18 protein-coding genes are annotated in these 22,657 nt (G+C 70.4%); 7 read left to right on the forward strand and 11 right to left on the reverse strand.

The genetic code is table 11. The features are described 5' to 3' along the window. Positions 1–3: 3 nt before the first annotated feature. Complete coding sequence (locus ABD732_RS16715) at positions 4–1,866, forward strand: ABC-F family ATP-binding cassette domain-containing protein (protein WP_344785620.1); 1,863 nt, start codon at positions 4–6, stop codon at positions 1,864–1,866. Between the two features lie 91 nt (positions 1,867–1,957). On the opposite strand, the gene ABD732_RS16720 is transcribed toward ABD732_RS16715, so the two are convergent. Then, the gene (locus ABD732_RS16720) at positions 1,958–3,544 is read right to left on the reverse strand and encodes an ABC-F family ATP-binding cassette domain-containing protein (protein WP_344785621.1); all 1,587 of its coding nucleotides are present in this window, start codon (positions 3,542–3,544) and stop codon (positions 1,958–1,960) included. A 71-nt stretch (positions 3,545–3,615) separates the two neighbouring features. Here ABD732_RS16720 and ABD732_RS16725 point away from each other — a divergent pair, with 71 nt between their 5' ends. Continuing rightward, on the forward strand, positions 3,616–4,620 hold the full coding sequence (locus ABD732_RS16725; protein WP_344785622.1) for an enoyl-CoA hydratase/isomerase family protein: 1,005 nt from the start codon (positions 3,616–3,618) through the stop codon (positions 4,618–4,620). A gap of 28 nt (positions 4,621–4,648) precedes the next feature. Here ABD732_RS16725 and ABD732_RS16730 read toward each other — a convergent pair whose 3' ends face one another. Together ABD732_RS16730 and ABD732_RS16735 are read right to left on the reverse strand one after the other, a co-directional pair. Continuing rightward, complete coding sequence (locus ABD732_RS16730; protein WP_344785623.1) at positions 4,649–5,359, reverse strand: hypothetical protein; 711 nt, start codon at positions 5,357–5,359, stop codon at positions 4,649–4,651. Further along, positions 5,359–6,963 carry a peptide chain release factor 3 gene (locus ABD732_RS16735; RefSeq protein WP_344785624.1) on the reverse strand — a complete coding sequence of 535 codons (1,605 nt, stop codon included), beginning with the start codon at positions 6,961–6,963 and terminating at the stop codon, positions 5,359–5,361. The genes ABD732_RS16730 and ABD732_RS16735 overlap by 1 nt, the downstream gene beginning before the upstream one ends. An 83-nt stretch (positions 6,964–7,046) precedes the next feature. Between ABD732_RS16735 and ABD732_RS16740 the strand changes: the two genes are divergently transcribed. Both ABD732_RS16740 and ABD732_RS16745 read left to right on the forward strand, forming a co-directional pair. Beyond that, positions 7,047–7,517, forward strand: coding sequence for a hypothetical protein (locus ABD732_RS16740; protein ID WP_344785625.1), 471 nt, complete (start codon positions 7,047–7,049; stop codon positions 7,515–7,517). Positions 7,518–7,699: 182 nt separating this feature from the next. Further along, positions 7,700–9,205 (forward strand): ATP-binding cassette domain-containing protein, encoded by a 1,506-nt coding sequence (locus ABD732_RS16745; protein WP_344785626.1) that lies wholly within the window; start codon positions 7,700–7,702, stop codon positions 9,203–9,205. Between the two features lie 13 nt (positions 9,206–9,218). On the opposite strand, the gene ABD732_RS16750 is transcribed toward ABD732_RS16745, so the two are convergent. The 5 genes from ABD732_RS16750 to ABD732_RS16770 form a co-directional block, all read right to left on the reverse strand. Next, complete coding sequence (locus ABD732_RS16750; protein ID WP_344785627.1) at positions 9,219–10,235, reverse strand: beta-ketoacyl-ACP synthase III; 1,017 nt, start codon at positions 10,233–10,235, stop codon at positions 9,219–9,221. A gap of 69 nt (positions 10,236–10,304) precedes the next feature. Next, positions 10,305–11,426, reverse strand: coding sequence for a beta-ketoacyl-ACP synthase III (locus tag ABD732_RS16755; protein ID WP_344785628.1), 1,122 nt, complete (start codon positions 11,424–11,426; stop codon positions 10,305–10,307). A 3-nt stretch (positions 11,427–11,429) separates the two neighbouring features. Further along, on the reverse strand, positions 11,430–12,461 hold the full coding sequence (locus ABD732_RS16760) for a beta-ketoacyl-ACP synthase 3 (protein WP_344785688.1): 1,032 nt from the start codon (positions 12,459–12,461) through the stop codon (positions 11,430–11,432). A 134-nt stretch (positions 12,462–12,595) separates the two neighbouring features. After that, entirely contained in the window at positions 12,596–13,870 is a 1,275-nt protein-coding gene (locus tag ABD732_RS16765) for an MFS transporter (protein WP_344785629.1), read from the reverse strand. Beyond that, positions 13,867–15,222: a GH1 family beta-glucosidase gene (locus ABD732_RS16770; RefSeq protein ID WP_344785630.1), complete on the reverse strand. Its 1,356-nt coding sequence runs from the start codon at positions 15,220–15,222 to the stop codon at positions 13,867–13,869. Before ABD732_RS16770 ends, ABD732_RS16765 begins: the two co-directional genes overlap by 4 nt. Positions 15,223–15,364: 142 nt before the next feature. Between ABD732_RS16770 and ABD732_RS16775 the strand changes: the two genes are divergently transcribed. Further along, complete coding sequence (locus ABD732_RS16775; RefSeq protein WP_344785631.1) at positions 15,365–16,186, forward strand: SGNH/GDSL hydrolase family protein; 822 nt, start codon at positions 15,365–15,367, stop codon at positions 16,184–16,186. A 21-nt stretch (positions 16,187–16,207) separates the two neighbouring features. On the opposite strand, the gene ABD732_RS16780 is transcribed toward ABD732_RS16775, so the two are convergent. From ABD732_RS16780 to ABD732_RS16790, 3 genes are read right to left on the reverse strand one after another with little or no spacing between them, the layout of a single operon-like run. After that, on the reverse strand, positions 16,208–17,461 hold the full coding sequence (locus ABD732_RS16780) for an MFS transporter (protein WP_344785632.1): 1,254 nt from the start codon (positions 17,459–17,461) through the stop codon (positions 16,208–16,210). Beyond that, positions 17,458–18,540 (reverse strand): LLM class flavin-dependent oxidoreductase, encoded by a 1,083-nt coding sequence (locus ABD732_RS16785; RefSeq protein ID WP_344785633.1) that lies wholly within the window; start codon positions 18,538–18,540, stop codon positions 17,458–17,460. Before ABD732_RS16785 ends, ABD732_RS16780 begins: the two co-directional genes overlap by 4 nt. A gap of 29 nt (positions 18,541–18,569) precedes the next feature. After that, on the reverse strand, positions 18,570–19,694 hold the full coding sequence (locus ABD732_RS16790; RefSeq protein WP_344785634.1) for an acyl-CoA dehydrogenase family protein: 1,125 nt from the start codon (positions 19,692–19,694) through the stop codon (positions 18,570–18,572). Positions 19,695–19,940: 246 nt separating this feature from the next. Here ABD732_RS16790 and ABD732_RS16795 point away from each other — a divergent pair, with 246 nt between their 5' ends. Together ABD732_RS16795 and ABD732_RS16800 are read left to right on the forward strand one after the other, a co-directional pair. After that, complete coding sequence (locus tag ABD732_RS16795; protein ID WP_344785635.1) at positions 19,941–21,572, forward strand: ABC transporter substrate-binding protein; 1,632 nt, start codon at positions 19,941–19,943, stop codon at positions 21,570–21,572. A gap of 19 nt (positions 21,573–21,591) precedes the next feature. Beyond that, entirely contained in the window at positions 21,592–22,641 is a 1,050-nt protein-coding gene (locus ABD732_RS16800; protein ID WP_344785636.1) for an ABC transporter permease, read from the forward strand. Positions 22,642–22,657 lie beyond the last annotated feature (16 nt).

The following is a 22,657-nucleotide window of genomic DNA, read 5'->3' on the forward strand; positions in this document are numbered from 1 at the left end:
GACATGGCACCGCCCAGAACCGGTGCGGGCACCAACACGTCGCTGGTGATCGCCGAGCGGGTGAGCAAGAGCTTCGGCATCAAACCGCTCCTCGACGAGGTGAGCGTCGGCGTGCACGAGGGGGAGCGCATCGGCGTCGTCGGCCTCAACGGCGGCGGCAAGACCACGCTGCTCGAGTTGCTGGCCGGGATCGCCGAGCCCGACACCGGCCGGGTGACCCGGGTGGGCGGCATCGAGGTGGTGACGGTGACCCAGCGCGGTGAGCTGCCGGCCGGCGCCCCGGTGGCCGATGTGGTGCTGGGGGAGGACGTCGCCGAACACGAATGGGCCTCGGACGCGCGGGTGCGCGGCATTCTGAACGGCCTCGGCGTGGACGCCCTGCTCGACCGCGACGTTTCCGCGCTCTCCGGTGGGCAGCGGCGGCGTGTGGCCCTGGCCGCGGCGCTCATCACCGACGCGGATCTGCTGATCCTCGACGAGCCCACCAACCATCTCGACATCGAAGGCGTGCACTGGCTGGCCGACCACCTGCGGTCGCGGCGCAGCGCGCTGGTCGTGGTGACCCACGACCGCTGGTTCCTCGACACCGTCGCCGACCGCACCTGGGAGGTGCACTCGGGACGGGTGGACGAGTACGAGGGCGGCTACAACGACTGGGTGTACGCCCGGGCCGAACGCAGTCGCCTGGCCGATGCCGCCGAGGAGCGGCGCCGGAACCTGGCCCGCAAGGAGCTGGCGTGGCTGCGCCGCGGTCCGCCCGCCCGCACCTCCAAGCCCAAGTACCGCGTGGAAGCCGCCGAGAAGCTGATCTCCGACGTGCCGCCGCCGCGGGACAGCGTGACCCTGTCGGCCTTCGCCAAACGGCGACTCGGACGGGTCGCGATCGAGCTCGAGGACGCCCGCGTGTCAGCGCCGGAGGCGGCCGACGGCACGCCGGGCCGCGTGCTGCTGGAGGACACCACCTGGCGGCTCGCGCCGGGTGAGCGCATCGGTCTGGTGGGGGTCAACGGCTCCGGCAAGACGACGCTTCTGCGTGCCCTGGCCGGGGAGGTCCCGGTGGAACCGGGCCGCCGCATCGTCGGCAAGACGGTGGCGCTGGGCTGGCTGCGCCAGGAACTCGACGACCTGGACGAGAGCATGCGCGTGCTCGACGCCGTCGAGGAGGTCGCCGGCCACGTGATGCTGGGGGACAAGGAGCTGTCGGCGAGTCAGCTGGCCGAACGGCTCGGCTTCTCGCCGGCCCGCCAGCGCACCCCGATCGGCGACCTGTCCGGCGGTGAGCGGCGACGCCTGCAGTTCACGCGTGTGCTGATGGCCGAGCCGAACGTGCTGCTGCTGGACGAGCCGACCAACGACCTGGACATCGACACCCTGCAACAGCTGGAGGACCTGCTCGACTCGTGGGCGGGGACGCTGGTGGTGATCAGTCACGACCGCTACCTGATCGAGCGCATCTGCGACAGCACGTGGGCGCTGTTCGGCGACGGGAAGCTGACCAACCTGCCGCGGGGCATCGACCAGTACCTGGAGCGGCGCGCCACCGAGGCGAAGGCTCCGGCGCGCAAGGCTGCTCCGGCTGTACCGAAACCGGCTGCCGCCCAACAGGGTTCGGCGCAGCAGGGTTCGGTACAGCAGGGTTCACCGTTGACTCCGGCCGAGCACCAGGCGGCACGCAAGGCGCTGGGGCGCGCCGAACGGCAGATGGAGAAGCTGGGCAAGCGGGAGAAGCAGTTGCACGCGGCGATGGTGGAGGCGGCGGTCGACGCCGACCGGCTCGCCGATCTCAATGCCGAACTGCAGCAGGTGATCGCCGACAAGGAGGCCGCCGAGCTCGAGTGGATGGAAGCGGCCGAGCGCCTGGAGTGAGCCGGCCGGGATCTGCGTCACCTGTGGGCCGCTTCCCCACGGTCCACAGAGTGCCGATTATGACAAGAAGCGACGGGTGGGGCGGGTGAGGTTATGAAACGGCGGCCGAACCGTGACGTGGATCCTCGACGATGACGGTGCGGGTCAATCCCAGCCGCTCGAGGAAACCGGTGTCGTGCGAGACCACCAGGAGGGCACCGGTCCAGTCGGTGAGCGCGGTGAGCAGACTCTCGACGGTGGCGATGTCCAGGTTGTTGGTCGGCTCGTCCAGGATCAGCAACATCGGCTCGCCGGTCGCCAGCAGCGGCAGCGCCAATCCGGCGCGCAGACGCTCGCCCCCGGACAGGTCGGCCAGCACCCGCTGCGAGGAGTCCCCGGTGAAACCGAACCTCGCCAGGTGGGCGTGCACCTGCTCCGGGTCGGCGCCCGGCGCGGCCGCAGCGGCCGCCTGGGCGACGGTGCGCGTCTCGTCGCCGAGTGAGATCACCTGCGGCACAAAGGCGTACGGGACGACGATGGCGTCCGGGGCGGCGATGAGCGCGGCCAGCAGCCGGGATTTTCCCGCCCCGTTCGGTCCCGTCAGCGCGACTCGTTCGGCACCGGTGATCGGCAGCCGCTCGTCGACGATGATCTGCGTTGCACTGCCCACCTCCGGCGCCCGAAGGCGTAGCGGGGGAGCCGTCGGATTGCGGCGGCGCTGTCGGAGATCGTCGAGCTCGGCGCGGGCCGCCACCACCGAATCACGCTGTCCGCGTTCCAATTTCCCGGCCGAGACCTGAGCTTTGGAGGCGCGCAGTCCGGCGACGATGGGCGGCACCCGCTTCTCCACCTGTGCCTTGTGCGCGGTGCGGCGGCGACGGGCCAGCGCGGTCTGGGCGTCGTCGAACTGCCGCTGCTCGCGGCGCACCTGGGCGGCGGCGGTCGCCGTCTGCTCGGCGTGCGCCCGCTGCTCGGCCTCGAGCACCTCGCGATAGTGGGTGTAGTTGCCGCCGAACGACCGGACGGCGCCGTCGCGCAGTTCCAGGGTGTGTCCGACGCGGTCGAGGAGTTCCAGATCGTGGCTGACGAGGAGAATCGGGCCGGCGAAGTCGTCCAGCGTGCGGTGCAGCAGGCGGCGGGAGGCGGCGTCGAGGTCGTTGGTCGGCTCGTCCAGGAGCAGCACGTCCGGATCGGTCAGCAGTGCCCGGGCCAGTGCCAGGGTGCGGTACTGCCCACCCGAGAGCTGGTCGAGCGGGCGGTCGACCTCGGCGGGCAGCCCGAGGCGATCGAGCCGGGCGACGGCGCGGGCCTGCAGATCCCAGTCGTCGCCCACGGCGTCGTAGTCGTCCGGGTCCACACTGCCGTGCTCGATGCGATGCAGCGCCGCGAGCACCCCGGAGATGCCGAGCCCGTCGGCGACGGTGCCCGCGCCGGGGCGGGCTGACGCCTGGCGTACCAGGGCGACGTTGTCGGGGCGGCGCACAGATCCGCCGGTGGGGGCCCGCAGACCGGCCAGAATCTCCAGGAGAGTGGTCTTGCCCGCGCCGTTGGCGCCCACCAGCGCGGTGTGGCCGGCCGGCAGCGTGACGTCGACGCCGCCGAAGTCCGGGCCGCCGAGCACCACGTCGCCGTCCGGCCACGCGAAGAACAGACCGGTGGCGGCGAGGACGGGGGTGGCGGGGGAGGCCTGGGTACTCATGACCGCTCCGACGGTACGGACCGGGCGCGGCGGCCGTCCACAGGTTTTTCGGGCTGAGCTAGCGTGAGCACATGTCTTACATCCGTACCAGCGTGCGCAACGGTGTCGGCGAGATCGTCCTCGATCGCCCGAAGGCGCTCAATGCCCTTGACCAGTCGATGATCGACGACATGTACGCCGTCCTGAAGCAGTGGGGTGACGACGATGCGATCGAGACCGTGCTGGTCACCTCGGCGAGTCCCCGCGCCTTCTGCGCCGGCGGCGACATCCGCCAGATCCGGGACAACGCGCTGGCCGGCGACACCGCGGCCGTCACCCGCTACTTCGCGAGCGAGTACGGGCTGAATCAGCTGATCGCCGAATACCCGAAGCCCTACGTCGCGCTGATCGACGGCGCCGCGATGGGCGGCGGCCTGGGTATCAGCGTGCACGGAGAGCTGCGCGTGGTCACCGAGAAGGCGCTCATCGCCATGCCCGAGACGGCGATCGGCTTCTTCCCCGACGTGGGCGCCACCTACTTCCTGCCCCGCCTTCCCGAGGGCGTCGGCATGTGGCTGGGCCTCACCGGGGCGCGGCTGCGCGGCAGCGACGCGGTCGCGGTGGGGCTGGCGACGCACTTCGTGCCGTCGGACGAGTTGCCCGCGGTGGCGCAGGCGATCCGCGAGGGCATCGGCCTGCGCGATGCGCTCGGCGGGCATCGCGACCCGGTCACCACGGATCTGCCGCTGAGCAAGATCGCCGGCTACTTCCCGATCGATGCCGGGCCGATGAGCATCCTCGGCGGGCTGAGCGGTGCGGTGGGCGACGAGTGGGCCGCCGAGATGGCCGGGTTGATCGAACAAGCGTCGCCGACCAGCCTGGACGTGACCGCCGCGATGCTCGCCGCGGGTGCGCAGTCGTCACTGGATCAGTGCCTGGAGCGGGAGCTGCACGCCGCAGAGCAGATCACCGCGACACACGATTTCGCCGAGGGGGTCCGCGCCGTCCTGGTGGACAAGGACCGCACGCCGTCCTTCGATCCCGCCACCCTGGACGCGGTGGACCCGGCCGAGGTCATCCGCATCGTGGGCGTGTGACCGTGGGCGTGTGACCGCGGGCGTGTGATCACCGGCTGAGTTCGAACCAGCCGGAGAGGGTCGCGGTGGGCGGCGGGGCGACGGTGTCGTCGGCGTCGTAGTCGACGTCGTCGGACGGGGCGAACGGATTGGCGGCCTGCACGGCCGCGGCCGGGCAGTCGAAGCGGCCGCCGGCACCGTTCGCGGTGACCGTGGTGAGCAGCAGCGAGCACTGGTCGGCGACGTAGTAGGTGCCGCCGACGGCGGCGCCGACGCGGGCGGTGATCGGGTGGTCCAGCGGCCCCACCTTGGGCACGTAGCCGTTGCCCAGCGGCGGCAGGACACCGCCGGTCAGGGCGACCGAATCGAACTCCACCTGCGCGCCCTCCCCGTCCGGGCCGGCGAAGGTGAACAGCAGGGTGTCCGGGGGTACTTGCGGATCGGCGGGCCCGGTCTTGGCGAACTCCACGCACACCGCCCCCTCGCCCGAGTACGGCGCCACCGCGACGTGCACCGCTCCGGAGGAGTAGTTGAGGCCGTAGCCGGTGCGCACCACGCGGCCCGACGCCGGCGTCTTGGCGCAGTCGGCGAGCGCGTGCCGCTGGGCGGGCTCGGGCGATCGCGGCGCCGCTTCGCTGTCGGAGACGGCGCGGTCGTCCCGGTCGATCGGTGGCTCGCCCTGTTCGGCGCAGCCGGCCAGCAGCAGGCCCGCGGCGGCCAGCCCCGCGGTGGCCCGTGCCGTCGTGGTGTGCCGACCCATCAGTCCGCGGCGGCGACCAGGGGAGCCAGCGTCAGGTCGCTGAACTCCTTCTCGATGAACTGCAGTCGCCACTTGTCGCTGAAGAGGGCGAGCAGAGCCCCGTCGCTGCGGCTGAAGACCTCCACGCCGCGCTGGCGCGTCAGTTCCGGGGCGCTGGCCTCGTCGGTGCGCCGCGCCAGCGAATAGCCGAGGGGCTCGAGCACGGTGTCGACGTTGAATTCGGCCTTCATCCGCGCGGTCACCACCTCGAACTGCATGGGGCCCACGGCGGCCAGCACCGGGGAGGCATCACCGCGCAGGTCGTTGCGGAGTACCTGCACCACGCCCTCGGCGTCGAGCTGGTCGATGGCCTTGCGGAACTGCTTGTACTTGTCGGCGGTGGTCACCCGCAGCGCGGAGAAGTGCTCGGGGGCGAACGACGGGATCGGCGGATACTCGATCCGCGGATCGGTGAACAGGGTGTCGCCGGGGGCCAGGGCCATCGCGTTCACCAGGCCCACGACGTCTCCCGGGTAGGCGGTGTCGACGGTGGCGCGGTCCCGGCCGAAGACCGCCTGCGCGTACTTGGTGGCGAACGGTTTACCGGTCTGGGCGTGTGTCACGACCATGCCGCGCTCGAACTCGCCGGAGACGATCCGCATGTAGGCGAGCCGGTCGCGATGGCTGGTGTCCATCCCGGCCTGCACCTTGAACACGACGGCGCTGAACGGATCGGTGACCGTGCGTTCGGTGCCGTCGACGCCGACCCGGCCCTCGGGCGGTGGGGCGAACTCGACGAGTGCCTCGAGCAGTTGGCGCACACCGAAATTCAGCATCGCCGAGGTGAAGATCATCGGTGAAGTCTGGCCGGCCAGGAACATCTCCTGGTCGTGGTCCTGGCCCATCTCGGCCAGCAGTTCGCTCTCCTCCACCGCGGAGGTCCAGGCGTCGCCCTCGCTCTCGGCGGCCGCGTCGGCGCCGAAGATCTCCTCGGGGGCGATCTTGGAGCCGCCCGCGGTGCGGGTGAACCGGATGAACTCGCCGGTGCGTCGGTCCAGCAGGCCGCGGTAGTCGCCGGCGATGCCGACAGGCACGTACAGCGGGGTGGGGATGAGGCCGATCCGGTCGGTGATCTCGTCGATCAGCTCCAGTGGCGTCTGCCCAGGGCGGTCCCACTTGTTCACCACGGTGATCACCGGGATCCCACGGTGCCGGCACACCTGGAACAGTTTCAGCGTCTGCGGCTCCAGACCCTTGGCCGCGTCGATCAGCATGACGGCCGCGTCGACCGCGGTGAGCACGCGGTAGGTGTCCTCGGAGAAGTCGGCGTGGCCGGGGGTGTCGACCAGGTTGATCACGTTGGGCGCGCCGTCGCCGTGTTCGGCCTCGTAGGCGAACTGCAGGGCGGTGGAGCTGATGGAGATGCCGCGGGCCTTCTCCATCTCCATCCAGTCCGAGACGGTGGAGCGTCGTCCGCCCTTGCCGTGCACCGCGCCGGCCTCGCTGATCATGCGGGCGTGCAGCGCCAGCGCCTCGGTCATCGTCGACTTACCGGCATCCGGGTGGGAGATGATCGCGAAGGTCCGGCGGCGCTTCACCTCGCGTGCGATGGCCTCTGAACTCACCCGCCAACGCTAACCGTTTGCCGACGTCAGACGCAAAAGCGGTATCCCTTCCCTGAAATAACGGAAATCGTTACCATTAGACGATGAGGCGTAGCTGGACATTCACCCGTCGCAGCGAGATCGCCGGCCCGGCGCCGGCGGTCTGGGCGCGGGTGGTGACCCCCGAGGGCATCAACGACGAGATGCGGCCCTGGATGAGCATGGCGGTGCCCCGCGGCGCGGGCGACATCACCATCGACACCCTCGAGGTGGGCCGTCCGCTCGGGAGGGCCTGGCTGCGACTGTTCGGGCTGCTGCCTTTCGACTACGACCACCTGACCGTGGCGGAGTTGGACCCCGGACGCCGGTTCCGCGAGGAATCGACGATGCTGAGCATGCGCGCGTGGACGCACGAGCGCACCGTGACGCCGGCCGCCCACGACCGCACCGAAGTGACCGATGTGGTCACGTTCGCCCCGCGACTGGGTTTGGTCGCCGCCGGGCCGCTGCTGCGGCGGATGCTGGCGGCGTTCTTCGGCCACCGCCACCGGCGTCTCGCGGCCCACTTCGCCTGAACGGTCCCGGCGAAAACCGGTTGAGCCCGCTGCGGCCCGATCCGTACACTCGGTCGTCATGCAGTACTTGTTCTTCAGCTGAGGTGATCGTCGCCCGCCGCGCACCCGGTGCGCGACGCCGGGCCACGCCCATCACCGTCGACCGCGCCCGATCCGGGGCGCGCCCTGAAGGACCCCACACCATGTCTCGCACGAACCGTGCGCGCGGAGCTCAGATCTCCGTGCGCGAACTCACCCTCACCCGCACCGGCCGGCCGATCGTCTCCGGCCTCGACCTGACCGTCTCCACCGATTCCCGGCTGGCGATCGTCGGCGAGAACGGCGCCGGGAAGTCGACTCTGCTCGCCGCTCTGGCCGGCGTCCTCGCCCCGCAATCGGGGAGCATCGTGACGCACGGCCGGATCGCCGTCGCCGAGCAGGAGCTCCCGGTGGTCGACGGCCGCACCGTCGACGACGCGATCGCCTTCGCGATCGCCGACTCCCGCCGGGCGCTCGACGATCTGGACCGGGCCGCCGCCGAGCTCGCGGACGGGGGTCGCGGCGCCGGCGACCGCTACGCCGACGCCCTCGACCGGTCCACCGTCCTGCAGGCCTGGGACGCCGAGCGCCGCGTCACCACCGCGCTGGAGGCGCTGGGTGCCGAGACCGAGCGGACGCGGCCGCTGACGGAGCTGTCGGTGGGCCAGCGCTACCGCGTGCGTCTGGCCTGTGTGCTGGGTGGCGACGCGGAGATCCTGCTGCTGGACGAGCCCACCAATCATCTCGATGCGCAGGGGCTGGACTTCCTCACCGAGAACCTCCGCGGCCGGGGTGGCGGCTATGCGGTGGTGAGTCACGATCGGCGGCTGCTGGCCGATGTCGGCGAGACCTTCCTCGATCTGGACCCCAGCGCCGACGGACGCCCCCGCCTCTACGGCGGCGGTTACGAGGGCTACCGCGCGGGTCGGGCGGCCGAACGGGAACGCTGGGAGCAGCTCCACCTGGCGCAGAAAGCCGAGGCCGGCCGACTGCGGGAGCGTTTGCAGGAGGCACAGAACCGGCTGGTCACCGGCTGGCGTCCAGAGAAGGGCACCGGCAAGCATCAACGTGCCAGTCGCGCTCCCGGGGTGGTGCGGACCGTCAAACGCCGGCAGGAGGCCATGGACGCGCAGGCCGTGCCGGTCCCCGCGCCGCCCGCGCGGCTGACGGTGCCGACCCATCCGGTGCGGGTGGGCGGCACGCTGCTGGCTGCGGACGAGGTGACCGTCGCCGACCGCCTGAACACACCCGTCACGCTCTCGCTCCGCGCCGGCGAGAAGCTGGTGGTGTCCGGGCCGAACGGGGCGGGCAAGTCGACTCTCCTCGCGGTCCTGTGCGGCCGGCTGACACCGAGCGGCGGAACGGTGCGACGGCACAGCGCAGCGAGGCTGGGTGTGCTGACTCAGGAGACGGAGGCGGCCGGGGAGACGAAGGCCGGCCGGGAGCTCTCGGTGGGGCAGCGGCGTCGCCTCGCGCTGCTGACCATGCTGGCCGAGGAACCCGACGTCATACTTCTGGACGAGCCGACGAACCACCTGGCGATGGCACTGGTCGACGACCTGACCGAGGCCTTGCGCCGGCAGTCCGCGGCGGTGGTGGTGGCCACCCACGACCGCGCGCTCCTGGAGGCGCTGTCGGACTGGCCCCGGGTGTCGATCGGCGGCGACTGACCGCTGAGGCCGACTACTCGAACGGGATCGGCGGCATCTTGACCACCTGCGCGGCGTAGCTCAGGCCGGCGCCGTAGCCCAGAAGCAGGGCGGTGTCGCCGGGCTTGGCGGCACCGGTCGACAGCACCTCTTCCATGGCCAGCGGGATGGAGGCGGCCGAGGTGTTGCCGGTGGTCTCGATGTCGTTGGCGACCACCGTCTCCGGCCGGAAGTGCAGGTTCTTGGCCAGCAGCTCGTTGATCCGCGAGTTCGCCTGGTGCGGGACGAAGACGTCGATGTCGGAGGCGTCGACCTTGGCGACGTCCAGGGCGCGCTGGGCGGCCTTGCCCATCTCGAAGGCGGCCCAGCGGAACACCGCGGTGCCTTCCAGGCGCAGGTAGGGCCGTTGCACCCGGTCACCGTCGAGGAAGGTGATCCAGTCGATGTCCTGGCGGATGGCGTTGAACTGGCTGCCGTCGCTGCCCCAGACCACCGGGCCGAGCTCGAGGGTGTCGGTGGGGCCCACCACCACGGCGCCGGCGCCGTCGCCGAAGATGAAGCAGTTGGTGCGGTCGGTGGGATCGAGGGTCACCGACAGCTGCTCCGCGCCGATCACCAGCACGTTGGTGGCGCTGCCTCCCTTGATCAGGTCCCCGGCCTGCGCCATCGCGTAGCCGAAGCCGGCACAGCCGACGGTCACGTCGAAGGCGGGCACGCCGTTGGCGCCGATCTCGGTGGCGATCTTGGTGGCCCCGGCGGGCGTCAGCAGCAGGTGCGTGTTGGTCGCCAGGATCACCGCGTCGATGTCCGAGCCGGACAGCAGGGCGTTCGCGATCGCCTTGCGGCCCGCGTTCACACCCATCTCGACCACGGTCTCGTCGCGGCGCGCGAAGCGCCGGCTCTTGATGCCCGTGCGCGTGTAGATCCACTCGTCCGAGGAGTCGATCTGCTCGCAGATCTCGTCATTGGTCACCACGCGTTCGGGACGGTACGCACCGATCCCGAGCATGCCGATCGTCGAGATTCCGGTCTGTGCCGCGATTTCCACCATGAAATCAAATGTCTCACGGCCCCGTCGTTACTGAAAAGTAACCATCCGGCGGGGAGTGTCGGCCCGTCGTCAGCGGCCTTCGACGGCCGCCAGATGCGCCGGCAGCGGACCCGTCGGCTGCTCGTCGAGTCCGTCGAAGCTGGAGATCTTCGGTGCCGGCGGGAGCGTCACCACGGCGCCGGCATAGCTCAGGCCCGCGCCGAAGCCGAGCAGCAGCGCGGTCTGGCCGCCCTTCGCCTTGCCGGTCGCGAGCATCTCCTCCATGGCCAGCGGAATGGAGCCGGCGGAGGTGTTGCCGGTGTTCTCGATGTCGTTGGCGGTCGGCAGATCGTCGGCGAAGCCGAGGTTCTTGCGCATCAGATCGTTGATGCGGGCGTTGGCCTGGTGCGGGATGAACACGTCGATGTCGTCGGGGCCGGCCCCGGACTCGGTGAGCAGCGTGGTGAGCGCCTTGGGCAGGGTCACCGCGGCCCAGCGGAAGACACGCGGGCCCTCCATCTCGATGATCATCCGGCCGACCGGATCGGTCTCGGGGTTCTTGCCCTGGTACTCGACCGCGCGCGCCATGTAGTCGACGGTGTGGTGGTTCTGTTTGATCGCCTCGGCGTTCACGCCGTCGCTGCCGGAGACGATCGGAGAGATGCCGTTGCGCTCGCTGGGGCCGATCACCACGGCACCGGCGCCGTCGCCGAAGATGAAGCCGGTGCTGCGGTCGGTGGGATCGAGGCCCACCGACATGGTCTCCGCGCCGATCACCACCACGTTGGTGGCGCTGCCCGAGCGGACGGCGTCGGCGCCCACGCCGAGCGCGTACCCGAAGCCGCCGCAGCCGGCGGCCACGTCGAACGCGGAGATGCCGTTGAGGCCCAGGTCGGCGGCGATGATCGGCGCGCCGTGCGGGGTGTTCCAGGGCCAGGTGCTGGTGGCGAAGACCAGCAGATCGATCTGCTCGCGGTCGACGCCGGAGTTCTCGATCGCGCGCTCGGCGGACATCCGGGCGATGTACCGCATGTCCTCGTCACCGGTGATCCAGCGCCGGTTGCGGATGCCGCTGCGTTCGTAGATCCACTCGTCCGAGGAGTCCATCACGGTGCAGAGTTCGTCGTTGCTGACCAGCCGGGCCGGGCGGTAGGCGCCGATGCCGAGGATGGACACGTTCTGATGGCCCCGAGGGGCGACGAGGTCGGCCACGGGTCAGTCCTCGAGATCGTCGAAGCTGGTGACGGCCGGTGCCGGGGGCAGGGTGACCACGGCGCCGGCGTAGCTCAGGCCCGCGCCGAAGCCGAGTAGCAGGGCGGTCTGGCCGCCCTTCGCCTTGCCGGTCGCGAGCATCTCCTCCATGGCCAGCGGGATGGAGGCCGCCGAGGTGTTGCCGGTGTTCTCGATGTCGTTCGCCATCGGCAGATCGTCGGCGAAACCCAGGTTCTTGCGCATCAGTTCGTTGATGCGGGCGTTGGCCTGGTGTGGGATGAAGACCTCGATGTCGTCGGGGCCGGCCCCGGATTCGGTGAGCAGCGTGGTGAGTGCCTTGGGCAGGGTGATGGCCGCCCAGCGGAAGACGCGCGGCCCTTCCATGGTGACCACCATGCGGCCGACCGGGTCGGCGTCGGGATCCTTGTGCTGGAACTCCTCCGAGCGGTCCATGTACTCGGGGATGTCGTAGTTCTGGGCGATCGCCCCGGAGTTCTCGCCGTCGCTGCCCCACACCACCGGCGAGATGCCGTTCTCCTCGGACGGGCCCACCAGCACGGCCCCGGCGCCGTCGCCGAAGATGAAAGCGGTGTTGCGGTCGGTGGGATCCATCACCACCGACATGGTCTCGGTGCCCACCACCAGGACGTACTCGGCGCTGCCCGCGCGGACCGCGTCGGCGGCGATGCCCAGGCCGTAGCCGAAGCCGCCGCAGCCGGCGGCCACGTCGTAGGCCGGAATGCCGTTGAGGCCGATGTCGGTGGCGACGATCGGTCCGCCGTGCGGGATCTTGGTGCGCCAGCTGCCGGTGGCCAGGATCAGCGCGCCGATCTTGTCCTTGTCGATGCCGGAATTGGCGATGGCGCGTTCGGCGGCGACGGCCGCCATGCTGCGGGCGCTCTCGTCCCCGCTGATCCAGCGGCGATTCCGGATGCCCGATCGTTCGAAGATCCACTCGTCGCTGGAATCGAGGACCTCGCAGACCTCGTCGTTGCTGACCAGCCGTTTGGGCCGACAGGCACCGATGCCGAGCATCGCCACGTTGGGATGGCCCTGAGGGATGACCAGTTTCGCCACGGATGCAGTCCTGTCTGTCGTGGACCGGCGCACGGGTACGTCGTCCTTTGTTACGGGATAGTAACCAACCGGGTGGGGGCGTGTCGTGGGCCCTACGTCCCAATGGTGGTGACAGTCTCGAGCACGCCGGGGCGCTCCCGTGCGAGCAGGGTCAACGCTCCGCCGATCACCGACACCACCGTAGCCGTGAGGAACAGCAGCCAGAAGCCGCCGACCGCGGCCACCAGGCCGGCACCGAGGATGGGGCCGAGGAGTTGGCCGAGTGCGGCGGCCACGTTCACCACCCCCAGATCACGACCGTGGTCCTCCTGGTGCGGCAGCAAGTCGGTGGCGAACGCCAGGCCCACGGTGGAGAAGGCGCCGTAGCCCACCCCCATCAGTGCGGCGGCGATCAGCGTGGCCGTGAACGACGGATGGATCACGATCATCACCCCGGAGACGGCCTGCACCATCGCCGCGAGCACCGTCGGAATGCGGCGCCGGCCGCTGCGGTCGGAGTAGATGCCCGAGATCACCGAGGAGATCACCACGAAGACGGTGTAGACCACCACCAGCAGCAGCAGATTGCCCTCGGCGGTCTCCGTCGGCTGGAAGAGGCCGTAGAGCAGGAAGAACAGGAACAGAGACGTGCCCAGTGCGTTGCCGATGTTGGTCACCAGCCGGCCGAGCAGCATCCACGCGAAGTCCCGGTCGCGCAGCGAGCGCAGCGGATCGCGTTCGGCGACCGCGGCGCGGACCTGCCCCGGTGACCGGGGATCGGGAAGCCCGAGGGCGGCGACGGTGCCGACGACGGCGATCAGCGCCGCCAGGAACAGGTAACCGGCCAGCACGCTCAGCCCGAGGGTCACCACCACACCGACGCCCAGGACGATGCCTGCCGCCTGCGAGGAGCCGACCGAGGCCGCCGCCGCGCCGCGCTGATCGGGCGGCAGCTGATCGGCGATCAGTGCGGTGAAGGCGGCCGCGGCCACCGCCACGCCCCCCGAGACGCCGATCCAGGCGAGTCCAACCAGCAGCGGCTGGTGGGCGAAGCCGGTCAGCACCAGGCAGACGGTGGTCAGCCAGATCCCAGCGAGCGCCCAGACGCGCCGCCGCCCGCCCAGCCAGGCCGGGAACCGGCTCGCCCGGGTCCGGTCGGACAGCGCCCCGGCCAGCGGACCGGCGATCACGCCGACGAGTCCGCCCACGCCCAGGATCAGACCGGAGATCACCACCCCGCGCACCCACTGATCCCCGTCGCCGGAGATCTGCGAGTCCAGCTGCAGGGGCAGCAGCAGCTGCAGCGGGGTCAGCTGCACCATCCAGATGATCAGCCAGGCCAGCGTGAACAGCGTCAGCCAGCGCCGTCCGACCCGGGGAGTGTTCACGCGCGGGCTCGCGCGATGACGTTCCGGTACCAGTCGTAGGAGGCCTTCGGGGTGCGTTCACCGGTGGCGAAGTCGACGTGCGTCAGCCCGAATCGCTGGGTGTAGCCGTCGGCCCATTCGAAGTTGTCCAGCAGCGACCAGACGGTGTACTCGCGCACGTCCGCGCCGTCGGCCATCGCCGCGGTCACCGCCCGCAGGTGGCCGTCGAGGTAGGCGATGCGGTCGGTGTCGTCGACGCGGCAGGCGTCGTCCGGTTCGGCGAAGGAGGCACCGTTCTCGCTGACGATCAGCGGCGGCAGTGCGCCGGAGTAGCGGCGGCTGAAGTCGGTCAGCAGCGTGGTGAGTGTGGACGGCATGATCGGCCACTGGTCGCCGAAGCCGGTGACCGGCACCCCGGGCGTGGGGAGCAGGTCGAACGGGATCGGGCTGTCGGCGGCGGGCGCGCCGATGGTGGTCGGGTTGTAGAAGTTGACCGCGTAGAAGTCCGGGCGCGCGGAGATCAGTTCCAGGTCGCCGTCGCGCACGGGCAGCTCCGGTGCGCCCAGCGGCGTCAGATCCGGGTAGGCGCCCAGCAGGATCGGTTCGGCGAAGAGCCGGTTGTGCAGCAGGTCGTAGGCGGCGGCCGCCTCCCGGTCGGCGGCCGCGTCGGTGGCGGCCAGCACTTGCGTGTGGTTGTTGGCCAGGCCGACCGCCTCGGCGCCGGCCGCCCGCAGGATCGGTTGTGCCAGACCGTGTCCCAGGAGCTGGTGGTGCACGGTGGGCAGCGCATCGAACAGCAGGAACTGTCCGGGGGCCAGCGCACCGATGGCATAGCCCTCCAGAGTCGTCATCGCCGGCTCGTTGACGGTGTACCAGTGCCGCACGCGATCACCCAGCCGATCGGCCACCAGGGCGACGTAGTCGGCGAAGCGCTGCGCGGTGTCCCGGTTCAGCCAGCCTCCCCGGGCCTCGATCGAGCTGGGGAGATCCCAGTGGTAGAGCGTGGGAAAAGGGGTCACCCCGGCGGCCAGCAGTTCGTCGACGAGTCGCGAATAGTAGTCCAGCCCAGCGGGATTGGCCGCTCCTCGGCTGTCGGGCTGTACCCGCACCCACGAGATCGAGAAGCGGTATCGGTCGAGGCCCAGACCTGCAGCCAGTGCGACATCGGACCGGTACCGGTGATAGCTGTCGGCGGCCGGGTCGGCGGTGGAGCCGTCGAGCACCTTGCCCGGGGTGTCGACGAAGTCGTCCCAGATACTGCGGCCGCGACCGTCCTCGGTGCGCGCGCCCTCGACCTGGAAGGCGGCGGTGGCGGCCGAGAAGCGGAGGCGGCGCAGCTGTTCGACGGGGAGTTCGGCAGGGGTGGTGGACACGGCGTCAGGCTAGCCGACACGACGACAACTCGATGCGAACTTGTATCGAGTGCTACGGAGCGGTAACTTGCGACCTGACGTAAGTCGATGTGACTCAAGCTACTTCGGGGAGTAAGCAGTGATCCGTTCCACTGTCGTTCGATTGTCGATTCTGCTGTGCGCTCTGACGCTGGCGCTGTCGTTCGGGTGGGCGGCGCCCGCCGCGGCGATGCCCGACCCGGGTCCACGGGGCGCGGAGTACGTCTCGCTGGGCGACTCCTTCGTCGCCTCCGGGTCCATGTCCACCGCCACCGGTGAGGCCTGCGGGCAGGCGACCGACAACGTCGGTCGCCTGGTCGCCCAGCGGATGCGCGGCGTGAGCTTCGCCGACTGGGCCTGTGGGGGCGCGGACACCGCGGACTTCACCGAGGTGACCGACAAGGGACCGCAGATCCGCGGGCTGAGCGAGAAGACGAAGTACGTGTCGATCTCGATCGGTGGCAATGACGAGAATCTGTTCGGGGGAGTGGTGCAGGACTGCCTCGTCGGCGCACTCTGCACCGAGCAGCACACGCGTGCCGCCCTGGACAAGCTCGACCGCCTCGGCCCGAAACTCGATCGCGTCTACGCGGCCGTCCGGGAGAGCGCACCGAATGCGAAGGTCGTGGTGCTCGGCTACCTGCGTCTGCTGCCCGATACTCCGGCGGGGTGCTTCGCCGACGTGGTGACCGGCCCCAGCGTCGTCAGGTTCGCGAATCGGCTGCAGGCCGGGCTGAACGGGACCATCGCCGAGGCCGCCGAGCGCGCCGGGTTCACGATGGTGAATCAGGAGCCGCCGGCCGGGCGTTCGATGTGCGCCCCGGACGGCCGGCGGTACGTGTCGCTGACGGGTGTCGGGCCGCGGGATGCGGGCGTTCCGATCCACCCGACGCTCGCCGGGCGCAAGTACACCGCGCGGCTGATCGCGGACGCCCTCGCGGCCTGACCACGTGCCGGGGCATCACATCTAGACCCGCGCGGCGGTCGCCCGGGCATCCGGCAGCGGCACGGGCTCCTCGGCCGGGTGGACCGGGTGGGCGATGTGCACGCGCAGCAGCGCGAGCGAACCGACCAGGGCCACCGCGCCGCCGAGCACCAGGAAGCGCCAGTCGGCCAGCCACGTCCCCACCAGGGGACTGCCGGCCCGGGCCAGCGCCAACGGGATGCTGATGGTCGCGAGGACGCTGGCGAACTCGGCGACCCCGAAACCGTCGGCGACGATCGACGGCCGGGCGATCACCGAGACGCCCTGTCCGAGCCCCACCGCCGCCACGCACAGCAGGGTGAGGGCGATGGACAGGCCGACCAGGGGCAGCACCAGCAGTCCGATGCCCTGAATGCCGATCGCCAGGGTCGCCGCCAGGGTCATCGGCATCCGCCGTGCCACCGTCACCAGTGCGAGCCGGGACAGCACCTGCAGGACACCGATGGCGATCGGTATCGCGGTGGCCACCGCCTCGGAGTGCCCGATGTCGCGCAGATAGGTGATCACCAGCAGCAGGAACGCCGACACCGACGCCGACTGGGCGACGAAGGCGAACATGATCAGCCAGAGCCTGCGCTGGCGCAAAGCCTCACCGACCCGGATACCCGGCAGCGTGCGCACCCGGCTCCGATGGACGGCGCTGGACGGGATCGCCCACAGGTGCCCGGGCACCGAGGTGACCGCGAGCGCCACGGCGAGGATCACCAGGGTGGTCCGCCAGCCGTACGTGGTGTTGAGCCACCCGAGCAGCGGGTAGACCAGATAGGTGGCCAGTCCGGCGATCATGGTGACCGCGAGGATCGTCCGGTCTCGATGCGCGGCGTCGTCGACCACGACGATCACCGCGAAAGCGGCCTCGTACGTGGACATCACCAAGGCCATGCCGATCACGGCGAAGGCCGCATAGAGGACGACCGGCGAGGTGGCCTGCGACCAGATCAGCACCCCCACCGCACCGATCCCGGAGCCGGCCGCCATCAGCGCACGTCCGCCGAACCTGTCGAGCAATCGGCCGACCGGAAAGGCCGCGAGGGCCCCGACCAGCGTCGAGACGGTGGACGAGGCGGCGATCGCCGTGCGGGAGACCCCGAGATCGTCGGCCATCGGAATCAGGATGACCGGCAGGATCTGGATCATCGCGATGTACCCGACGCCGCTGCTGATCGAGAACATCGCGATCAGCAGCGGCCGGGAGCCGGGGCGGAGACAGGCCGGTGGGCGCCTGCGGGCCCTCATTCGCGCAGCAGGGGCAGGAGAGTGGCGCCCTGGCGGCGGATCTCCCGTTCGTACGGGGTGTCGGAGAGCACGAAGTGCGTCACGCCCAGATCGCGGTAGCGGCGCAGCGACTTGGCCACCTCGTCGGCCGAACCGACCAGCCAGGTGCTCGCCGCGCCGCCGGCGCCGACCGTGCCCGGGGTGGTGTAGAGGTTGTCGTCGAGGACCTCGCCGCGGGCGGTCAGGTCGTACAGCCGTTGCTGGCCGACCGCCGTGCGCCGGTGCGGGTTGTAGCCGACGGCGGCCGCGGGATCGGCGGCGGCACGACGACGAGCAAGTTCGGCGACCTTGGCCTCGGCGTCGGCCCACGCCTGTTCCGAGGTGTCCCGCACCACGGTGGTGATGCGCAACCCGAACTCCAGGGCCGGCAACTCGCGGTGCTCCTGTTCGGAGAGGGCGCGCAGCCGGTCGATGCGCGCGGCGATGTCGTCGAGCGGCTCACCCCAGAACAACTGCACGTCGGCCTGTGCCGCGGCGACCCGCTCGGCCGCCTCGGAGGCGCCGCCGAAGTACAGCGTCGGATGGGGACGGCCCGCCCGGGCCGCCAGGCGCGGAACGACCGTGGAGTCGGTCACCGAGTAGTAGTCGCCCGCGAAGGTGACGTTCTCCTGCGTCCAGAGCCGCCGCAGCAGAGTGAGGAACTCGCGGGTGCGGGCGTAGCGCTCGGGTTGGTCGAGGTCGGTGTCGCCGTAGGCGCCCAGATGGTCTTTGCCGGAGACGATGTTCAGGCGCAGGCGGCCGCCGGAGAGCCGATCGAGGGTGGCCGCGGAACTGGCCAGGTTGACCGGATGCCAGTAGCCGGGGCGCACGGCGACCAGAGGCTGGAAGTCCGTGGTGCCGGCCGCCAGCGCGGTCGCGACGGTGAAGGTGTCGGGCCGTCCCCAACCGGTCCCGATCAGTGCACCGGACCAGCCGCTCTCTTCGAGCGCGTGCGCCTGACGTGTGAGGGTGGCGAGGGTGTTGTGGCCGGGATCGGTGACGTCGCCGCGGTGGCCCGGGGCGATCTCGTTGGGGATGTACCAAAGGTAGTCGGAACTCATTGCGATGCTTTCGATCGGGAGGACGGGGGTCAGCGGGGCAGCGGCGAGTCGGCCAGCGCGCGCAACTGCGCCTCGCGGACATCGGGGCGTTGCCCCTGTACCAGCACGAACAGGGCGTTGCGGACGTACAGCTGCGCGGTGTCGTCGCGGCCGAGGCCGCGTCCGGACCGGGCCACCAGGAGGGCGCGGGTGATGGTGTTCAGGGCTTCGCCGCTGGCCACCTTGAGTGCCAGCCGTTCGTCGATCCGGTGCGTGCCGTCGCCGGCCGCGGTGGCCTCGTCGGTGAGTGCGTACGCCCGGGCGCGGATCTCGGCGATCCGCGGGCGCCACGTGCGCGCGACGGCGTGGGCCGGTGGATGGGGGTCGTCGTCAAGTTCGCGCAGCACGGTGTCGGCGAGCCCGAAATGGTGCGATCGGGCGTCGCCGGCGGTGCCGATGTCGGTCCGCCGCCACTGGTCGAACGGCACGTCGGAGATCACCTGGTCGTCGGGGACGAAGACGTCCTGCAAAACGACGCGTTCGGTCCGGCTGCCCTCCAGCGCGGTCAGATCCAGGGGATGCGCGATGGTCTTCTCGCTCACCTCGACCAGCGCGGTCACCACGTGCTCGCGGGCGGTGTCGACCGCGCCGATGGCCAGGGCGGTGTTCAGGCCCCAGCCGCTGACCCACGACACGGTCCCGTTGAGGCGCCAGCCGCCGGGATGCCGTTGCGCGGAGATGTAGTCGTGCGGATACCGGCGGATGTCGCTCACCCCGGCGCCGAGCAGCCGGCGTCCGTGCAGGACTTCGGCGGACAGTGCCGACGGGACGGTCGTGGCGGCGGTCTCGGCCAGACGGCCGGCCAGCGGGGCGTGCTGCGCCCAGACCAGCCAGGTGTTGAAGCACGCGCCGGACAGGATCTCGTGGATACGCCGGTCGGCGGCCCGGCCGGCGCCGGCCCCACCGTATTCGGCGGGCGCGAGGTGATTGAGCAGCCCCAGGTCGGCGAGCTCGGCGATGCGTTCGGGGGTGACGCCGGTGCGATCGGTCTCCAGTGCGGACGGCGCCAGCACTGTGCGTGCGTAGGCGGCCACACGGGTCACGAAGGGATCCCGATCGGCGTCGTCGACGGCTTCGGCCGCAGATCTGACGCCGGTCGTGTCGAGGACGGTCATGGATCTTCGCACTCCTCTCGGATTCGGTGCGGGCTCGCAGACGGCCCGCCGTCGTGAACCTACGGACGGGCGGGTGAAGACACCCCCGTTGCGTTCGGCCTGGTGTCAACAGGGCGATTAACACCGCTCTGAGCAGAAGGTGCCGTGAAGAAATCACCGTGGCGGTAAGCGATGACCCCGCGGTCCGGGCGCTGTTTGACTGCACGGCAGTGCCATCGACCAGCTGTACGAAAGGACGTCCCCGACGTGTTCCCGAATCGATTCCGCCGACGACTTCTGGCGACCACCATCGCGGCTGCCACCGCAATGACGATCGCCGCGTGCGGTGGTCAGAGCGGTGACGGCGCGTCCGGTCCGCCGGTCTACGGCGGCACCCTCACCTTCTACGACCCGCTGGAGTACAGCGCCTGGGCGCCGACCAACTCGATCTGGTCGAACAGTCAGGTGAGCAACAACGTGGCCGAGCGACTGGTGTGGCAGGACCCGGAGACCGGAGAGTTCAAGCCGTGGCTGGCCGAGTCGTGGGAGATCAGCGACGACCGGCTCACGTACACGTTCAAACTGAAGCCGGGCGTCACCTTCTCCGACGGCAGCCCGCTCGATGCGGCGACGGTCAAGGAGAACTTCGATCAGCACGGCACCGGCGACGAGGCCAAAGGCATCGTGCCCGATCCGTTCTGGACCGACTACGTCGGCACCGACGCCCCGGACGCCCAGACGGTGGTGGTGAAGCTGTCGAAGCCGAACTCCGGCTTCCTGCAGATCCTGTCGAACTACCGGGCCAGCTCCATCCTGGGCTCCTCGTTCCTCGCCCACGACCTCAACGGTCAGAGCGACCTGCGCAACTGGGTGGGCACCGGACCGTTCGTCGTCGAATCGGTCGACGGCACCACCGGGGTCACGCTGAAGCGGCGCGACGACTACGACTGGGCCCCGGAGGGGACCGGTCAGAGCGGCAAGGCGTATCTGGAGCGCATCGTCTTCAAGGTGGTGCCCGAGGCCTCCACCCGGGTCGGGGCGCTGCAGTCGGGGGAGGCGCACATCGCCCGCAACATCGCGCCGTACGACGAGGAGACCGTCAGCGCCGGCGGCGGTGAACTGCTGCCGATCACGGTCCAGGGCGAGACCAACGACCTCACGGTCGATCTGCGGAATCCGGATTCACCGGCGCAGGACAAGAACGTCCGGCTGGCGCTGATCGCGGCGACCGACCGCGAGGCGATCAACCAGACGGTGCTCTCGCCGAATTACCCGATCCCGACCGGGGCCCTCACCCAGGGGACCCCGCAGCGCGGCGACTCCAGCGAGTACCTGCGCTACGACCTGGACAAGGCCAAGTCGCTGCTGGATCAGGCCGGCTGGAAGCCGGGACCGGACGGCATCCGCGTCAAGGACGGCAAGCGCCTGTCCTTCCACCTCCGGGTGGCGCCGTTCTATCAGGTCTCTCAGTCGGTCCTCGAGGTGCTGCAGTCGCAGTGGAAGCAGGCCGGTGCCGAGATCCGCATCACCAATCCGGCGCTGACCGACTACCAGGCTCAGCTGGCCGAGGCGAAGGACTGGCCCTTCACCCAGGGACAGACGTCGACCGCGGACGCCACCGTGCTGCGCACCACCTACGGCAGCGACCGGCAGGACACCCTGCATGCGACGACGCCCGATGCCGAACTCGATCGGCGGCTGGCGGCCATCTCCGCCGAGTCCGACCCGGGCAAGCGTCAGCAGGCCGTGCAGTCGGCCGAGGACCACATCTTCGCGCAGGGCTACTCCAACCCGCTCTACGACGAGACGCAGGTCTTCGGTCTCAACTCCAACGTGCACGGATACACCACCGAGTCCACCGGCCGGTCGTGGTTCCACGGCACCTGGATCGCGCAGTGAGTGGGAGGAGGAAACAGCCATGACCCGATACATCGTCGAACGCCTGGGGCAGGCGGTGCTGGTCCTCTGGGCCGCCTACACCCTGTCGTTCCTCCTGCTGAGCGCGTTGCCCGGTGACGCCGTCAACAACCGGATCCAGAATCCCGATCAGCAGATCTCGCCGGAGGCCGCCGCGGACCTGATCGCCTACTACGGTCTCGATCAACCGCTGTGGCAGCAGTACCTGCAGAGCCTGCAGCACCTGCTGCAGGGGGACCTCGGATTCTCCATCACCACCGGACTGCCGGTGGCCGAGCTCATCGGTGCCGCATTGCCGTCCACGCTCGCGCTCACCTCGCTGGCCCTGCTGATCGGCCTGGTCCTGGCCGCGGTGATCGGCGTGGCCGCGCACTACGCGCCGTGGTCCTGGCTGCGGTCGGCCGCGACTTCGGTGCCGCCGATGTTCGGCGCGGTGCCCACCTTCGTCGTCGGCATCCTGATCCTGCAGTACTTCTCGTTCACGCTGCACGTGATCCCGTCCACCGACGACGGCACCTTCCTGGCCCTGATCGGACCGGCGACCACCCTGGGCATCCTCATCGCGGCGCCGCTGGCGCAAGTCTTCGTCGCCGCGATCGGCCAGACGCGCAAGCAGTCGTTCGTGCACGTCCTGCTCGCGTGGGGCGCCGGACAGCGGTACGCGTTCGGGCGCGGGGTACTGCGCAACTCGGCCCTGCCCGTCGTCACCCTGCTGGGCCTGGCGGTCGGCGAACTGATCGCCGGTTCGGTGGTCACCGAGGCGGTCTTCGCCCGGCCCGGCATCGGTCAGCTGACCGTGACCGCGGTGAACACCCAGGACCTGCCGGTCCTGCAGGGGGTCGTGGTGGTGGCCACGGTGGCCTTCGTGCTGGTGAACCTGGCCGTCGACCTGGTCTATCCGTTCCTCGATCCGCGGTTGTCGTACGTCCAGGACGGTCGCACCCGCGTCCGCGCCGGCCTGTTCGGCCTGTGGCTGGGGCCGCTGGCCCGTCGCCGGTCCCGGCAGGTGACGCCGACCGAGGCGCTGCCCGCGGAGGTGGTGATGCCGTGAGTACGGCCGTCGTCGA

The organism is Gordonia caeni, from assembly GCF_039537105.1.
Taxonomy (GTDB): Bacteria; Actinomycetota; Actinomycetes; order Mycobacteriales; family Mycobacteriaceae; genus Gordonia; species Gordonia caeni.

Bases quoted from the DNA above. Each gene is read 5' to 3' on its own strand.
- ABD732_RS16750 (WP_344785627.1), bottom strand. From the start codon at position 10,235: ATGGTGGAAATCGCGGCACAGACCGGAATCTCGACGATCGGCATGCTC.
- ABD732_RS16800 (WP_344785636.1), top strand. From the start codon at position 21,592: ATGACCCGATACATCGTCGAACGCCTGGGGCAGGCGGTGCTGGTCCTC.
- ABD732_RS16790 (WP_344785634.1), bottom strand. From the start codon at position 19,694: ATGACCGTCCTCGACACGACCGGCGTCAGATCTGCGGCCGAAGCCGTC.
- ABD732_RS16715 (WP_344785620.1), top strand. From the start codon at position 4: ATGGCACCGCCCAGAACCGGTGCGGGCACCAACACGTCGCTGGTGATC.
- ABD732_RS16720 (WP_344785621.1), bottom strand. From the start codon at position 3,544: ATGAGTACCCAGGCCTCCCCCGCCACCCCCGTCCTCGCCGCCACCGGT.
- ABD732_RS16785 (WP_344785633.1), bottom strand. From the start codon at position 18,540: ATGAGTTCCGACTACCTTTGGTACATCCCCAACGAGATCGCCCCGGGC.
- ABD732_RS16760 (WP_344785688.1), bottom strand. From the start codon at position 12,461: ATGCTCGGCATCGGTGCCTGTCGGCCCAAACGGCTGGTCAGCAACGAC.
- ABD732_RS16780 (WP_344785632.1), bottom strand. From the start codon at position 17,461: ATGAGGGCCCGCAGGCGCCCACCGGCCTGTCTCCGCCCCGGCTCCCGG.
- ABD732_RS16745 (WP_344785626.1), top strand. From the start codon at position 7,700: ATGTCTCGCACGAACCGTGCGCGCGGAGCTCAGATCTCCGTGCGCGAA.
- ABD732_RS16730 (WP_344785623.1), bottom strand. From the start codon at position 5,359: ATGGGTCGGCACACCACGACGGCACGGGCCACCGCGGGGCTGGCCGCC.
- ABD732_RS16740 (WP_344785625.1), top strand. From the start codon at position 7,047: ATGAGGCGTAGCTGGACATTCACCCGTCGCAGCGAGATCGCCGGCCCG.
- ABD732_RS16725 (WP_344785622.1), top strand. From the start codon at position 3,616: ATGTCTTACATCCGTACCAGCGTGCGCAACGGTGTCGGCGAGATCGTC.